General features: G+C 56.3%; 11 protein-coding genes. 3 read left to right on the forward strand and 8 right to left on the reverse strand.

Annotated elements, in window-relative coordinates:
• Window positions 1-11: 11 nt before the first annotated feature.
• On the forward strand, window positions 12-1,367 hold the full coding sequence (locus BISA_RS05685) for a DUF805 domain-containing protein (protein ID WP_033890706.1): 1,356 nt from the start codon (window positions 12-14) through the stop codon (window positions 1,365-1,367).
• A 71-nt stretch (window positions 1,368-1,438) separates the two neighbouring features.
• Here BISA_RS05685 and BISA_RS12240 read toward each other — a convergent pair whose 3' ends face one another.
• The 4 genes from BISA_RS12240 to BISA_RS05705 form a co-directional block, all read right to left on the reverse strand.
• A complete protein-coding gene (locus BISA_RS12240) occupies window positions 1,439-2,584 on the reverse strand; it encodes an acyltransferase domain-containing protein (protein WP_051917357.1) in 1,146 nt (381 codons plus the stop codon).
• Between the two features lie 56 nt (window positions 2,585-2,640).
• Entirely contained in the window at window positions 2,641-3,516 is an 876-nt protein-coding gene (locus tag BISA_RS05695) for a D-hexose-6-phosphate mutarotase (RefSeq protein WP_033890707.1), read from the reverse strand.
• Between the two features lie 99 nt (window positions 3,517-3,615).
• Window positions 3,616-5,208 (reverse strand): UDP-glucose--hexose-1-phosphate uridylyltransferase, encoded by a 1,593-nt coding sequence (locus tag BISA_RS05700; RefSeq protein ID WP_033890708.1) that lies wholly within the window; start codon window positions 5,206-5,208, stop codon window positions 3,616-3,618.
• Window positions 5,208-6,290: a phosphotransferase enzyme family protein gene (locus BISA_RS05705; protein WP_033890709.1), complete on the reverse strand. Its 1,083-nt coding sequence runs from the start codon at window positions 6,288-6,290 to the stop codon at window positions 5,208-5,210. Before BISA_RS05705 ends, BISA_RS05700 begins: the two co-directional genes overlap by 1 nt.
• A gap of 320 nt (window positions 6,291-6,610) precedes the next feature.
• Here BISA_RS05705 and BISA_RS05710 point away from each other — a divergent pair, with 320 nt between their 5' ends.
• Window positions 6,611-7,483, forward strand: a complete 873-nt coding sequence (locus BISA_RS05710; RefSeq protein ID WP_033890710.1) for an AraC family transcriptional regulator — start codon at window positions 6,611-6,613, stop codon at window positions 7,481-7,483.
• A 33-nt stretch (window positions 7,484-7,516) separates the two neighbouring features.
• Here the strand turns inward: BISA_RS05710 and BISA_RS05715 are convergent, their stop codons facing one another.
• The 3 genes from BISA_RS05715 to BISA_RS05725 all read right to left on the reverse strand — a co-directional run bounded on the left by BISA_RS05715 (window position 7,517) and on the right by BISA_RS05725 (window position 10,792).
• Entirely contained in the window at window positions 7,517-8,887 is a 1,371-nt protein-coding gene (locus tag BISA_RS05715) for an ATP-binding protein (RefSeq protein WP_033890711.1), read from the reverse strand.
• Window positions 8,888-9,045: 158 nt separating this feature from the next.
• Window positions 9,046-9,975 (reverse strand): hypothetical protein, encoded by a 930-nt coding sequence (locus tag BISA_RS05720; protein ID WP_033890713.1) that lies wholly within the window; start codon window positions 9,973-9,975, stop codon window positions 9,046-9,048.
• Between the two features lie 157 nt (window positions 9,976-10,132).
• Window positions 10,133-10,792, reverse strand: coding sequence for a histidine phosphatase family protein (locus tag BISA_RS05725; protein WP_033890714.1), 660 nt, complete (start codon window positions 10,790-10,792; stop codon window positions 10,133-10,135).
• A 346-nt stretch (window positions 10,793-11,138) separates the two neighbouring features.
• On the opposite strand from BISA_RS05725, the gene BISA_RS05730 reads away from it, so the two are divergent.
• On the forward strand, window positions 11,139-12,572 hold the full coding sequence (locus BISA_RS05730; RefSeq protein ID WP_033890716.1) for an MFS transporter: 1,434 nt from the start codon (window positions 11,139-11,141) through the stop codon (window positions 12,570-12,572).
• 69 nt (window positions 12,573-12,641) lie between these two features.
• Here the strand turns inward: BISA_RS05730 and BISA_RS05735 are convergent, their stop codons facing one another.
• Window positions 12,642-14,717, reverse strand: a complete 2,076-nt coding sequence (locus tag BISA_RS05735) for an acyltransferase family protein (RefSeq protein ID WP_161786486.1) — start codon at window positions 14,715-14,717, stop codon at window positions 12,642-12,644.
• Window positions 14,718-14,939 lie beyond the last annotated feature (222 nt).

Below are 14,939 nucleotides of genomic sequence, written 5' to 3' on the forward strand. Positions count from 1 at the left end.
AAGGGGAATCAATGACCGATCCCAACAATACGCCGCTGCCACAGACGCCACCGTCTGGCAACGCTAACAACTCAGCTCCACAACCGCAGAATCCGTATAACACGGGCGCTCCTGCAACGCCGCAGTACAGCCAGCCGCAGTATGCGCAACCGCAACAGTATGGTCAACCCCAACAATATGGGCAGCCGCAGTACACTCAACCGCAGTATGACCAGTATGGGCAGCAGTCTCAGCCCACGAATCCGCAGTACAGTGCCCCGAATCCATTCGAGCAGTCACCCGTGAATCAGCAGCCTCCGGCCTATGGACAGCCACAACAGCCGCAGTATGCGCAGCCGAACTACGCGAGCCCTTATGGCGACAACCCATACGCCAATCCATATGGCAACCAGTACGGCAATGCTCCGTATGGCGCTCCGCAACCCGCTCCCGTATACTCCACATCCAGCCCTGCCGCGGTTCCACTCGATAAGCCGTACTATGGGTGCTCTTTCCCAGAAGCCTTCCTGCGCTTCTGGAAGAAGTACGCCGTGTTCTCCGGCCGCGCTTCCCGTAGCGAGTTCTGGTGGTGGGCGTTGGCACAGACCGGCATCACTTTTGTGCTCGAAGTTCTTGCCGATATCACGGATGACAAGCTCGCCTTCCTTGGTGGCTTGTGGAGCCTCGCCGTCATTGTGCCCGGCATCGCTCTTGCAGTCCGCCGTTTGCACGACACTAACCGCCCCGGCTGGTGGGTTGCTGTCTACTATGGCGCATGGCTGGTCAGTATCATTCTGCTGATTGCAGGCGGCGCAGGCGCGCTCTTCGGCGGCATTGGTGGCATGGCGTACGGCGGCACGTACAGCAAGGGCTACGGCACTATTGCTGCAGGCAGCATTGGATTGCTTGTGGTGGGCTTGCTTATTCTTCTCGCCGCCACCATCGTGTACATCGTGTTCATGGCGCAGGCCAGCAAGCCCGAAGGTGCTCGTTTCGATAAGGATGCTGATCCTGCGGGTTACCCCGCCCCGGGCGCAGCGCCATATGGTCAGCCGTACGACCAGCAGTATGGTGCCCCGGTGCCTCCAGCTCCCGGATTCAATGGTCCAGTACCGACTCCTGAATACGGTGCTCCAGCCCCGCAGCCGCAGACGTATGCTCCAGCCCCCACTGGCGATTCATCTGCAGCACCTGAAGCATCAGCTCCCGCATGGCAGCAGCCAGTTCCGCCAGCACCGGCTTACGGTCAGCCAGCTGCGGCCGGCTCCGAAGCTCCAGCAGCGCCAGACACTCCTGTTTACGGCGCTCCTGAAACCCCGGCCACTTCCTCCGACTCCTCTGACACTGCCGAAAACGACAATGCCCAGAAGCCTTGGCAAGGTCAGTAAAGCGCTAACTTCGCAGCACTCTGCAATATAAGAAGCTCCCCGCCCGATGATTCGAGCGGGGAGCTTTTGCATTAGTCTTTTTCCTTCTGTGTCGGCATAGTCAACGGCACCACACCGCTGACATCGCGCACGGTGCCACCAGCCAGAAGATACTGTTTCAGCCCTCGCTGCAAGCTGGTACGTTCTGGCAGTTCATCAACCGGCAACCGATCCGCGCCCCAACCGCATACGCGCTCGACGATGGCGGAACCGGGACGAGGATTAGGGAATTTAGCGAAACGGTGCATGAAATGGCAGATATTGCTTTCCGGATGCGCAATGCTGACCAGCGCAGGATCAAGCAACCAACTTTCGCATACTGCCACCGGAGTGCATCGACCCAGTGAGGTAAGCAACGGCACGGCCTGAGCAATTGATTCATCCACCGATCCAGGGATGAGCGGACCGTCTGCAGGAATGTGCATATTGGTGGCTGGCATGCCGGGAGCCAGCACCAATTCATAACCGGCCAACGCAAGGCTCACCTGTTCCCGGCGAATCGTGCCGGTCACGGTGTCTGCAACATTGCCGGTTACGGTAACGCCATCCGAATGCAGTTGCGTAACAAACTGTTCCTGCGAATCCGGCGCTGCGCTAGCCAACGGTATACCGTCGGCACTCACGCGAACATCTGAAGAGACAAGCACTACGAAGTCGCCGCTGTACCGACTGCGGTACACGTAATACGGCTCAAGAAACGTAAATGATTCGTATTGCAAGCGTCCAATACGTAGAATGCGCCCGGTGAGAAACAGCAGATTCCATTCGGTTTCGTTGATTCCCTCGCGGCCGGTTTTTTCCTGATACACATCTGCCCAAATCGCAAAATCATGAAGCGTGGCTTGGAGTACAGGATCAGGGATGCCCAAGTCGTGCAGCATATCAATGGCTTTCGGCAGCAAATCAACCAACACTGCGGCGAGCGCCATATCCTCGCCCTGCTGAAGATTAGGCAGATAGAACGTACCGGCATGCGCACGCAATCGTTCGACAAGCGCGGCAGCAGCCGGCACGTTGTTACGGCGAATCACCACATCGTCAAGCTGTGCCAACGCCACCGAACCCACCTGATCAGCGCGCAACCATTCGAGCACTTTCACCGCGGAATCGTACATGCTTCGCTTCATGCCGAAATAGCGCTCGCACAATGCGTAATCACAGATATTGTCCATTGCCATTGAGCTTCCTTATGGTCTCCTACGGCACTTGACGATCAGATCGCACACAATTCGACTCAAGCCACGCTCAGGCTCTGGGAGAGTGCGTGGGATTCGCCCGGGGCCAGCGTCACCGCATGCTCACGGCAGGCGGCGGCTTCAGCGCAGATGAAGCCACGCCATTCGCCGGCCGTTTCATCATTGACGAACGTGCCGTATGGCTTGCCGGGATTCCACACCACGGTTTGCGGGGAACCGGACTTGGCAATGCGGATCGTACGCTGCAATCCGGCATCATGCAGTTCAAGGGTGCCGTCAGACTCATAGACGCGGTCCACAGTGCCGTTGAAGGTCACATCAGGATCGGACTGCACGCACGGCTTGAAGCCATCGGTGGCATCGGCATAGTGTGCGCCACCCAAACCGGCGAGACGCACATTGGCAACATCGCTCACATGGAAGTAAGTGTGCAGCGCAGCCTCGTAGGAAAAAGCAGCAGTTCCCGTGTTCGCCACAGTCAGCGTCACGGTCAGCGTATCGGTGGCATGAACTTCAAAATCAGCATGGAACTGCGGAGCCGGAGCACCTTCCTCTGCCGGCTCAAGCCACGGCACATCGCCGGGCTCAAGATCCGCGGAATCAAGCGTGTAATGCGCATACTCGTGGCTGAAGGACTCAGCATCCAACTGCCAGGTGCGAATACGGCCAAACCCATGATTCGGCTTCTTGCCAAGACCATGACCGTCTGCGAAGCCCGGGCCAAACCACGGGAACACAATCGGCACACCGCCAACAATCGCCTTGTTATCAGCCAAAATCACCGAAGAGGGGCTCCACACCACATCTTCATTCTGACCGGCCGGGCGCCAACGCAGTACGTGTGCGCCATAGTCGCTCACGGCAGCGCTGCCGAGGCTGTTATTCAGATTGCGAAGAGCAAAACCACTGCTCATATTGCCTCCTAAGAACATGATCTGAATAGGAAAGTTCCAATATCATAAGCCCGGCTCTCCCGAGGAAGGAACAGAGAGCCGGGCTTATGAGGTTCTGGTTCAGGCTTCGTTGAAGCCAAGATCAGCAAGGAACGTGCGTGTCTGTTCCTTGGTCTTGAACACCGCAGTGTTGCCGAGGATTCGCTCGCATACGCTGCCAAGCTCATCCTGCACGGCCTTATGAATCGCATCGCGATCGCGGTTGCCGTTCAATGCGGCGGTCAGCTCATCCCATTCCAGCGAGAATTCGCTCACCGATTCCGGCAGCGGCTCGCCAGCGGCGAGCGCGTCTTCAATCACACCCAGCTGATCGACCAGTCGGCCCGGCAGAATGAACAGGCCCTGTGCCTCAATCAGACCAACCGGCTCCTGCTTAATCGGCCAGAATTCGGGGTGCGCATGGAAGATGCCTTCCGGATACTCCTCACTGACTGCATTGTTGCGGAAGATGAGGTTCATCTCGTAACCACGGTCGGTGATGATGGCGCTCGGTGAGACCGCGGACTGGCGATTGCCGTCCGCATCATGGCTAGCGATGTTGGATGCTGCATCATCGAACTGCTGCCAAGCCAAGCGAATCTTGTCGCTGACTTCCACAATCGAGTCGCGGTTCTTGGAAACCACGCGCACGGCGGTGCCGGGCCAATCCAGGATTTCGACCGTGGCATCCGGGTATTCCGGCACAGTGAACGAAGCCCAAGTGGCCGCCTTGTGCATGGGCAGCAGTTCACCACCGCCCTGATAGTGGTCGTGGGCAAGCACAGAGCCGCCAATGCGCGGCAGTGCAGCGTTGCAACCGAGGAAGTAGCCAGGGAAGCGGTCCACAAAGTCGAGCAGATGGCCGAACGTGTCACGGTCCACATGCATCGGCGTGTGCTCCATGTTCACGCAGATGCCATGCTGGTGGAAGTAGCCATATGGGGAGAACTGCCAGAACCACTGCTCGCCGCCGAGCGTGACCGGGATCGTGCGCAGAGTACGCTTGTTGCGACCGGCGAAGCCTTCGTTCTCATGGCAGATCGTGCACTTCGGGTAGCCGCCTGCCACCGAATTGCCGGCTGCGGCTTTCTTCATGTTCTTGAATTCCGGCTTGGCCAGGTTGATGGTGACCACCAGACCGTGGGAGTCGAAGCGCGGGTTCTTGTCAAGCACGGCCTTCTTGACGTAATTGTTGGCCACGCAGTAACGGTAGAACCAGTGCATGGCCTCCATACCACCGTCCGTTTCCTCTTCCTCTTCGAAGCTGTCTTCGATAGAGGACGGCGTGCCGGAGAGCAAGCCCATAATGATGTCGGCATATACCGGGCCTTCTTCCGGCTCGAACAGGCCGGCTGCAACGGCAGCTGCACGGAAGTCGGCAATCAGGGTGTCCGGGTAGGCGAAGGCAGCTTCAGCACTTGCGTTGTCTCTCCCCCAGTCAGCTTCGCTGCCAGCCCCCTCATCAGAGGGGGCCGATGAGGCAGACTCTCCGCTCAACGGCAAGGTCCCGTCAGAAGGGGCCGGGCTGTAGGAGTCGAGTCCAAACAGGGCGAAAATGTTGTTGCGCGTCCAGTCGGCGTCACGCTCGTCCAAGCCCAGGTTGCGCTCGGCGAAGGCAACTAATGCGTCAATGGATGCGTACACCTTGGCGAGGTTTTCGGTAGCGGCAGTCATCAGCGGGCCTCGCCTTCCAGCACATCAGCCACGATGGCCTTGATTTCGCCGGCCTTGGCTTCCATCTCCTGCACCAGCTTGATCTGCGTGCGAGCGCGGACCAAGTTGTGCTCCGGGTACTTGGTGGCGAAGTAGGTGTCGCCGGCCAGGTAGTCAGCGAGGAAGCGCATGCCGCATTCCATAGTCAGCAGGTTGCCGGCGAATGCGAACAGCTCGCCTTCACGCGGGGTGACGCTCTCGCGCACAGCGCCCACGAAGCCCTCCGTGTAGGCGCGGAAGTACTCAGTGCTGAAGTGCACCTTGTCGAGATCCTGCTCATCTTCGAGAGCAGTGGATGCACCGAAGCGAATCGAGTCGCCGAAGTCGAAGAGCATGGAGCCCGGCATGATGGTGTCAAGGTCGATGATGGCGCGAGCCTTGCCGGTTTCGGCATCCATCAGAATGTTGTTGAGCTTGGTGTCATTGTGGGTTACGCGCAGCGGAATGGAACCGTCTGCGAGACCGTCCATAACCACCGAGTACTGGCTCTCATGGTTCAGGAAGAATTCGATTTCCGGCTGGCAGGTGGCGGCACGGCCGAGCTTATCCTCAGCGAGCGCGGCCTTGAAGTCGGCGAAACGATGCGGGGTGTCATGGAAGTGAGCGATCGGCTCGGTGAGCTGAGAGGCGTCGAATTGTGCCAGCATCTGCTGAAATTCACCGAATGCGCGGCCGGACTCACGGAACACGTCTGCATTCGGTACGAGGCTGTAGGACTTGGTGTTCTCGATGAAGGCGTATACCCTCCACGCACCGGACTCACGAGTCACATAGGTTTCGCCGCTCTTGGTGGGGATGATGTCGAGCGTTTCCTGGCCGCGCTCCTTCAGGAAGCTGGTAACCAGTTCGATGTTGCGCATCAGTCCAGCGGTGTCCGGGAAAACGTCGGTGTTCATCTTCTGCAGAATGTAGCGACGCTCGCTGGTAACGATGAGGTAGGTCACGTTGATGTGGCCGTCACCGTACGGCTTGATGCTCTGTACATCGCCTTCCAACTGGAACAGGTCTGCAACGGCGGTGATTTCGGCGTCGATGTCTGCCATGATGTTGTCTTCCCTTCGCATTCGCTGATTTACATGCAGTGGCTCGTGGATTGCAACAAACTTCATTGCCAGCACAATCCACATATATCGTTGATTACTATTGAAACATAGTTAACAAATTCCATGCTGTGCTACAAAAGTACGGAAAACCTTGGAATATCAATGTTTTATCGCCGTTATCTGTGAGTCGTCTCTGATTACAGCAGTACAATTTTCATGAGTACCAGAACAATTTTTTGATATATTGCGAAGCTTGCCTCAGCCAGCTCTGCTAACGGCTCCCTTCACAAAAGCGAGCCGATACCATCGGAAGGACACGCATGACTCCGGTTGAGCATCATGTTGACACTGCAGTTTCGCATTACTTCGTGTACGTCCCCAGCCGCAATGCCCTGCGTATGTTCCTCTACCCCACACGCATCGGCCTGTACCGGTATCTCAAAGGTTATTGGCTTAACCGCAGCTCATTCGGCAGTTTCATTCTGATGGCCGTCTACAGCGGCACATTCATATTCACCGTGAACGGCAAACGTTCGGTCGCCCGAACCGGTGACCTCGTACTGCTTGACTGCCATGACCCGAATGTGTACCAAGCTCAAGCCGAAACAGACAGCACGCTGCTATGGATGCATTTCGACGGCCGACTGGCGCACGATTATTTCGAAGCCATTCATGCCGAGCTTGGCAACGTCATCACCTTGAAGCGCGCCACATACGCCATCAGCCGCTTCCGCATGATCTATGACACGTTCGCCGAGGAACGTAAGATGAGCGAAGCGCGCATGAATCTGGCCATTACGGAAATTCTCACTGAGTGTTTGACCGCTGGAGAAGATGCCGAACGCAGCGGCACCCCATACAACCAGCATGCCATCGAGGAAACGCTCTCCTACATCACCACGCATTTGAATGAGCCGTTGCCGCTACGCCAGCTTGCAGACATGGCGCTGATGAGCGAATACTATTACATTCGCGTCTTCAAACAGGTCACCGGATACACACCGCACACCTACATCATCAACGCGCGCATGCATGCGGCAAAATATCTGCTGCTTACGGGCGAAGCCACGTTAAAGGAAATCTGCGCCGAATGCGGCTTCGCCTCCACCAGCGCCTTCTGCGCCGCCTTCAAAAAGAACTTCGGTGTAACCCCCCTAGAGTTCCGCGCTGCTTCCCGAACCACGAATCAATAATCAGGCAGGAATCTTCTTTCTTCGCAAGTCAGATCATCCGTGCAAAAACCACTTCCACGCCGGGATTTGATGAATCACGGAATCATTGTGCTCATAATCGCGCTCTACACCATCGCCCACGATGATAATGCCCTCATTGAGGCCACGCTCTGACATCATCTCCCACAACGCACGCGTCTCGCGCTTAACTGTCACCTCATCATCCATGCTTGCCGTGACCTGATACAGCTCATAAGTTTCACTTTCCAGCGCATCACCAACCACGAAATCAATCTCATACGCATGTTCGCGCGTATGGCACGAAGCGATGCCATCCCGACGCAAGCCAATGTTGCGGCGACGCAACTCCAGATACACCGCTTCTTCCAGCCGCTGACCATCTTCGCGCGTAGCAGCACTGGATGCAGCCGCAGCAAGCCCAGAATCAATGGCATATATCTTGGGCATTGAAGTGGTTCTTTCACTTAAGGACATCGACAATTCGCGCACACGAAACAGCAAATATGCATCTTCAAAATATCCGAGAAGGTCCCCCAGCAATTCACGACTGGTCGACAGGCCAACCGAACGTAAATCATTGTCAACCTTGCGCAATGACAACTGTTTACCGTTGGAGCCCAACGCACGACGAGCCAATGCAGATGCAACTCGCGGACGAGCGATGTTATGCCGCTCAACCACATCACGCAGCACCACGCGTTGCACATATGACTGCAATAAAGCAATTCGTTGAGGAGCGGGCAGGCCCTGAACCGCAGGAAAGCCGCCAATGATCAGGTAATCCTTCATGGCCTGCTGCAATGCAAGCCGATCTTCCAATGAGTAATCATCGCCAGTACGATTACCGATGCCAATACGCCCGGAATCAATGACGTTGTACGACCGAACAAATTCGCGGAACGAATACGGCAACAGTTCAAAATCCAACGCACGACCACGAAATTCCGTGGCAATTTCACTCGACAGCATCTTGGACGAAGAGCCGCTGACATAAATCGTGGCCTTCACACTATCGACCACGCGACGCAGCCATGCACCCCAACCATGCATTTCCTGTAATTCGTCGAAGAATAGATAAGAACCTTCGCGCAGAGCTTCAGGATGCGCAGCAAAGAACGTTTCCAGAACCTCGTCTCCAACAGACGACGTAATCGAACCCAGACGATCATCTTCGAAATTGAAATAGCAGATGCGATTCCATGAGATACCCGATTGGTGCAACCCCTCCATTTCCTGGAACAGACGATAACTTTTACCACTTCGCCTCATACCAGTTACGACTTTGACTAAGTTGCCAGCCTTTGGCACTAAAGGGGCGCCCAAATCCAGGTCGCGCTTCACAATCGGCTGAAAATCCTCGATATTGAAGCTCGCCAGTTTCTCTGCTATCACCGGATTCGCCATGACTCCCCCCTCTCTCGCCAAATACCGTAATTGGTAACTTTATTTTACCAATTTTCACTAAACTGGCAAAGTAAAGTTACCAGTTTGGGGAAAATTGGCAAAATAAAGTTACCAGTTCCACGTTAATGATGTAGAAAAGCCGGCGAAAAGGGCGCGTATTACAGCTCCACAGTCTCCTTGTTATCGTTCTTGACATGTGCGAACTTGGCGGCGAGGGCTTCTTTGTTGCGCTTTTCGTCCTCCTCTTTGGCCTTCTTCTTGGCCTCGGCAGGATCCCACAGCACATCTTCGTGATGCTTATTCCACTCGACTTCGGCCAGCGGAGCAATCAGCTTCGCGGTCACCTTCAGCGTCTCACCGGCGGAAGCCGCAGCGCGAGCCTTGACCAACGCGATAATCTTGTCGTCGGTCAGGCAGATGCGCGGAATCGAGCACTGTTCACGCAGCTCATTGACATACAGCAAAATCGGCAGCGACTGCGCAGCAATACGGCGAGCAACGGCATCATCCAATTCGCCGGCTCCAGCCGAAGCAGTACCGGCAGCCACCGCCCCCAGCAATGCATCGCACACAATAAGCGCTGCCGCAAATCGGCTCGCTACTGCGGCAGCATCTGCAGCGCCTTCTCCCTTGGCTGCAGCATCAACCTGCACATGCGATTCAGCGGCGGCGATGATATTGCGAATCGCAGTCTGCGTAGCCGCATTCCACTCGACGCCTAAAGCCTCAGCCGCAGTAAACACCAGCGCCGCGTTGCCGGTTTCGGAATAGTCAAGCATCGTATCGTAGGCATCATTGGCTGCGAGCAGCGTATCAACGATATCCTGCGGACGGCCCGGAATCGCATCGGCCCCCTCATAGACAAACTCAGCATCCGGAACCGTCACATCCTCACCGGTAAGAACGCGCGCGAATGCGCGGGTGACGCGGACCTGCAGATTCTCCGCATACTTGGCATCGTTATCCATGTGCATGGCTTGAGTAAGCGGCCACAGAGCGATCAACGATGCCCCAGCTTCGGCAGCTTGCTCGACTTCCGGCAGTGCAGCCACGCGCGCGATAGCATCACGATTCAAATCAACAGTCATTGCATGCTCCTTTGCTTGAGTGCTCTCACCCTTCAGTGGGCCGGTCGTGTCTACCAATCGATTGTAGTGTTCATGCAGCGCGAGCTTCAGTCGGCTTTGTCAGCAGTTCCATTCGGGGAGAAGAGCCGAAAAAGTCTGCAATCACAACGTTTTCCAGCTACTTAATGTCTGCAGCCGGGTCCACATACGTGATGGACATCACACGACCGGTCTCGTTGTCGTAAGTCACAGAAGTCACGGATGCGAGCGCCGTATGACGCAGGAACATCCAATGCTCCGGGTGGCCGGTCTCAAGATAGTGACGATACGACCAAATCGGTGATTCATGGCTAACCACCACAATCTGCTGACCGGGATGCTGCGCCACCTTCTCACGCGCGAACTCATCCATACGTTGAGCAATATGCTGGTAGGACTCGCCCCAGCTGGGCTTATAGAGGTTCAGCACCAGCTTCCAGTTGCCGTTCTTCCACAGCGCACCCTCACCATGACCAATGCGCTTGCCTCGGAATTCATTGCCGGCTTCAATCACACGCTCATCCGTAGTGAGTTCGAGCGGTGCTTCGCCACGCTTTTCGCGCACGCCATTGAGCGCGTCGAGAATCGCACCTGCGGTTTCACGCGTGCGGTCGAGCGGCGAGGAATACACCGCCGCAATCGTATTGGTTTGCGGATTACTGGCCAGATAGGATGCCGTAGCCCGAGCCATGCGGCGGCCCACATCGGATAGATGGAAGTCCGGCAAACGTTCGTACAGCAGATGATCGGGATTGTAGACCTTACCGTGGCGGACGAAGTGGATAGTGGTGGCGGGCATCAGAATCTCCTTTACGAACAATCACAAATCAGCATCAATCTTAGTGAAACAGCCCCCAGTGCAGAACGCTGGCATAAAGCAAGTGAACTTGATGAATAACTATCGTAAATTACCGCGTGTCAATCTAGCTCACCGCATAGAGTAGCCGTGACGCAAATATGCGGGCTGGGGTTCGGTTTACGAGCGGTTCGGCAATGGACCGTAAAGATCTTCGCACAAGCCAGTTCAATCCACGCAAACTTTGCGCGACCCTGGACAAACACATCATTCGATGAGGGCTTCGCCACCCAACGCCACGGGCAGCGAGGGACATCCAATCGGGAGCGGAAAGGAGCGTAGTGCTGTTATGTCCAATACGAACACCGTTACGGCCGCCATTAAGGAAGTAACTCATAAGGTTTTTGGCGGGTATGCCGAGCTGCTGCGCATTCCGCATACCGCCCGCTACTCCATCGGCGGCGTGATCGCCTGCATGCCGTTCCCGATGGTGGGTATGACCATCACCATTTCCGTGCAGCATTACTACGGCAATTATTCGCTGGCCGGTATGCTCACCGCCATTCAAGCAATTGCATTGGCCGTCACCACGCCATTGCTGGGCAAGCTCACGGATAAGTTTGGTCAGCGTCAGGTTTCGATTCCCACTATCATCGTGTGGATTGTGGCAGCCATTGCCCTGACCACGTCGATTACCAACCGTGCGCCGGAATGGGTGCTGTATTGCTTGACGCCGTTCCTTGCTGCGATTCCGCCGTGGGGTGCGATGAGCCGCGCGCGTTGGACCAAGATTTTGAAGGGCGACCACGAGCGCACGAATCGTGCGCTTTCCCTGTGCGGCGTGCTCGATGAGTGCATGTGGGTGGTCGGCAATCCGTTGGCCTCCACTCTGGCTGTGATTTCCGGCCTGCTGGCGTTCTCGTTCACTGGCGTATGCGTGGTGGTGGGTGCGCTAATGTTCCTGACCGAGCTCACTACCGAGCCGCCGTCGCAGTCAGCACTGGCTCGCGCGGAGGGCATCACCCGCAAGGAATACCGCGAACGCGAGGCCGCTCGTGCCGAAGCCTTGAAGGCAGAGACTGCCGCGGAAGAGACCCGTCATCGTCTGGAACGTGAAGGCGTCACTGATGAGGCTCAAATCAGGGCTGCCATTAATACTGCCGTGGCTGAGGCCCGCAGCGGTAAGAAGGCTTCCATCTGGGGCCCGGGTCTGATTGCCGTGTGCGTCACCTGGTTCGGCCTTGGCGCATTCCAATCGGCTGCCGGCATTTCGATTATCGCGTTCGCCACCGAGTCGAATATGAAGCAGTACACCGGCTTCGTGTTCGCGTGCTTCTCCATCAGCTCCCTGATGGGTGCGCTGGTGTATGGCGCGAAGAACTGGTCGATTGCCCTGTGGAAGCGTTTCTACTTCTGCTTGGCTGTGGTGAACCTTGGCATTGGTACGTTCATGTTCGCCAAGCATCTGTGGGTGATCATGATCATCTACCTGCTGATCGGCGTATGCCAGGCCCCGACGTGGATCAACGGCAACCAGCTGATGCTGCACTTGGTACCGCCGTCCCGCCTAACCGAGGGTATGGCGTGGATGGGCGCGATGAACTCCATCGGCTCCTCCGCCGGTTCCGCTATTGCCGGCCAGTTCATCGATCGTATGGGCTCACACGGCGGCTTTATGGTGGTCACGACTTTGGCTATCGCCTCGCTGGTGATTGCCCTAGTTGGTTTCAAGCAGATCAAGAGCTCCACTGAGCAGCCCACGCTCACCGAAGTCACGGTGTGAGAAAGCGCTAAATATGTCCCTCGTGGGATGCAACCACATAATGCCCACCATTGCAGTTGCATCCCACTATTACTGGCCGCACAGGGCACTGACCACCATCTTGGCGTAGGCTTCGTCACCCAAGCCGGCGCCGTTGGTCAGATGCGTACCGTCGTCATAGAAGTATTCGCTATGGCCTTCGCTCACCCCATGCCAATCAATCACGCCGACATTCGCATGATTAGCAGCCACCGAGCGTAGGTTCTGATTCACCCAATCCTGAGCGATGCCCGGATCGCGAACCGTGACAAAATACACCGGTTTGCCATTGACCGCCGACACCACAGCTTCAAACGCCTCCGGACGGCTCGTACTGGCAACGTTCGCGCCTAGGGCCGCAATCACCACGCTCTTATCGTCACCTGCGGCGAGATGCTGCTGATATAGGGCAGGGAATTCGGTGATTGGACGACCCACCTTATTGTCTTCAACGGCATTCGGCAACGTGACATCCAGTACACTTCTGGCGCCCATCGCCACAGAATCGGTGATGATCAGCGGATCAGCGCTGCATACACCGGTGGAGGCATCGTACGTCCAGCTAGACGTGTCAAGATTCTCCGGCACCTTTTCCGCCACCGGTTTCAACTTGCCATCATCCTCCTGCGCCTGCTGATCAGCAGAGTCAGTGTCTGAAGCTTGCTGTTCTGACTGGTCACTGGCGTCAGTAGATTTCTTATCCGACTTGGATTGCTGTTTAGAGGTCTGCGCCACTACCGGACGCAACTGCGCGGAGCGCGCTTGAGCGATGGCATTCCAGTCAAGCGGCAGTACGCACAGCAGCACAGTCGCCGCCGCACATATGGCGACAATCACACGGCGGCAAATGATGCGCACTCGCTCAATACCGGCACGCTTAGCCGCAGCAGCCTTAGCCTGACGGTTTTGCGCACGAGTCACCGCCACCGGCTGTGCGGCCTCGGCAAGAGCGCGTGGCGCATGCTCGACCAGCTGATAGAACGCTTCCGCGGTGAACCACAATACCAGCGCCTGCACAATCCACTCCCACCATGCCAAATCGGTGGTTCTCGTAGCCGGGTTCATCATTTCCAGCAGAGGATAATGCACCAAATAAAGCGAGAACGAACGCGAACCGATATACCGCAGTGGACGAACCGAAAGCGCACGGCCAAGAATGCTTGACGGGTTCATTGCCACAGCCAACAGAGCCGCAGTTAGCAATGCTGCAACCAAGTAACCACCACAGTAGAGGATCGTCATATCCGAGCGAATGGCAACAAATCCAATAACCAGCAGGAGCAGCGCCACGCCGCCAATAGCATCGGCAATAGTCGAGTGCTGCGGCTGTGTTGTTTGATCAGTATCAGCGCGCTTAGCACGCCCGCTCGGCAGCAGCACAGCCAGCAGCGCACCGGCCAACAATTCCGCAAGGCGCGTATCCAATCCGTAATACACGCGGCTTCCGGCTGCGTTCGGATCGAACAGTACCGCCATCAGCACAGTGGACGCAATCATCAACGCCGCGACTACTGCCGCGCGCATCTTGTGCGACGAGCACAGGCGATATAGCACGAACAGCACTATCGGCCACAGAATATAGAACTGCATTAGCAGGCCAAGGAACCACAGGTGCGTGAGTGGCGAGGGCAAGCCTGCTGCAGCGAAATAAGAAACATGGCGGAAAATGTATGCCCAATTGCTTACAAAGAACAACGATGGTAACGCATCGGACTGTGCTTTGGGCAGCAGGCTCGGCGAAACCAGATAACTGCCCAGCGCAGCGAGCGCAATGATCACCACCACAGGCGGCACGAGTCGCTTGGCACGCTTGTGCAGATATGTGCCGTAGGAGATGGTGCCCGTGCGGCTGATTTCCGCAGTAATACTGCGGGTGATAAGAAAACCGCTGATAACGAAGAACATGGTGACGCCCAGGAATCCGCCTTGCAACAGTGAGGGACGGGTATGGTAGGCGACAACGCCGAGGATGGCAAGTGCACGAAGTCCGTCGATGGCTCCTATATGCCGACGAACTTTCACTGGTTTAGTTATGTTGATTGCCGTCGCACCGCCAACATTGTTCTCACGGTGTTGGCGCGAGGATGCGACACGTCCGACATACTGCTCACTGCTAGGAAACGCCATGATTTGCATGGTATTGCGCAGTGCTAACAAAAAATAAGCATATCAAGTCGCCGACCGCCGCCTTGCGCATATTTTCACGCCACAATCGTCTCACTATGTGAGCGAGAACATCATTTTCTTGAATTTACGATCTCTTTGAACAGTTTCTTAGACAACGGCTTGATACACCACTATCGATTCCACATATAGCCACGCCACCGCTTCCCCACCGCATGGCTTCTA

It is taken from the genome of Bifidobacterium saguini DSM 23967 (assembly GCF_000741715.1).
Taxonomy (GTDB): domain Bacteria; phylum Actinomycetota; class Actinomycetes; order Actinomycetales; family Bifidobacteriaceae; genus Bifidobacterium; species Bifidobacterium saguini.

Excerpts from the sequence above, each read along its gene's own strand:
- BISA_RS05720 (WP_033890713.1), bottom strand. The coding sequence starts at position 9,975 with ATGACTGTTGATTTGAATCGTGATGCTATCGCGCGCGTGGCTGCACTG.
- BISA_RS05725 (WP_033890714.1), bottom strand. The coding sequence starts at position 10,792 with ATGCCCGCCACCACTATCCACTTCGTCCGCCACGGTAAGGTCTACAAT.
- BISA_RS05735 (WP_161786486.1), bottom strand. The coding sequence starts at position 14,717 with ATGGCGTTTCCTAGCAGTGAGCAGTATGTCGGACGTGTCGCATCCTCG.
- BISA_RS05730 (WP_033890716.1), top strand. The coding sequence starts at position 11,139 with ATGTCCAATACGAACACCGTTACGGCCGCCATTAAGGAAGTAACTCAT.
- BISA_RS05700 (WP_033890708.1), bottom strand. The coding sequence starts at position 5,208 with ATGACTGCCGCTACCGAAAACCTCGCCAAGGTGTACGCATCCATTGAC.
- BISA_RS05685 (WP_033890706.1), top strand. The coding sequence starts at position 12 with ATGACCGATCCCAACAATACGCCGCTGCCACAGACGCCACCGTCTGGC.
- BISA_RS12240 (WP_051917357.1), bottom strand. The coding sequence starts at position 2,584 with ATGGCAATGGACAATATCTGTGATTACGCATTGTGCGAGCGCTATTTC.
- BISA_RS05715 (WP_033890711.1), bottom strand. The coding sequence starts at position 8,887 with ATGGCGAATCCGGTGATAGCAGAGAAACTGGCGAGCTTCAATATCGAG.
- BISA_RS05710 (WP_033890710.1), top strand. The coding sequence starts at position 6,611 with ATGACTCCGGTTGAGCATCATGTTGACACTGCAGTTTCGCATTACTTC.
- BISA_RS05705 (WP_033890709.1), bottom strand. The coding sequence starts at position 6,290 with ATGGCAGACATCGACGCCGAAATCACCGCCGTTGCAGACCTGTTCCAG.
- BISA_RS05695 (WP_033890707.1), bottom strand. The coding sequence starts at position 3,516 with ATGAGCAGTGGTTTTGCTCTTCGCAATCTGAATAACAGCCTCGGCAGC.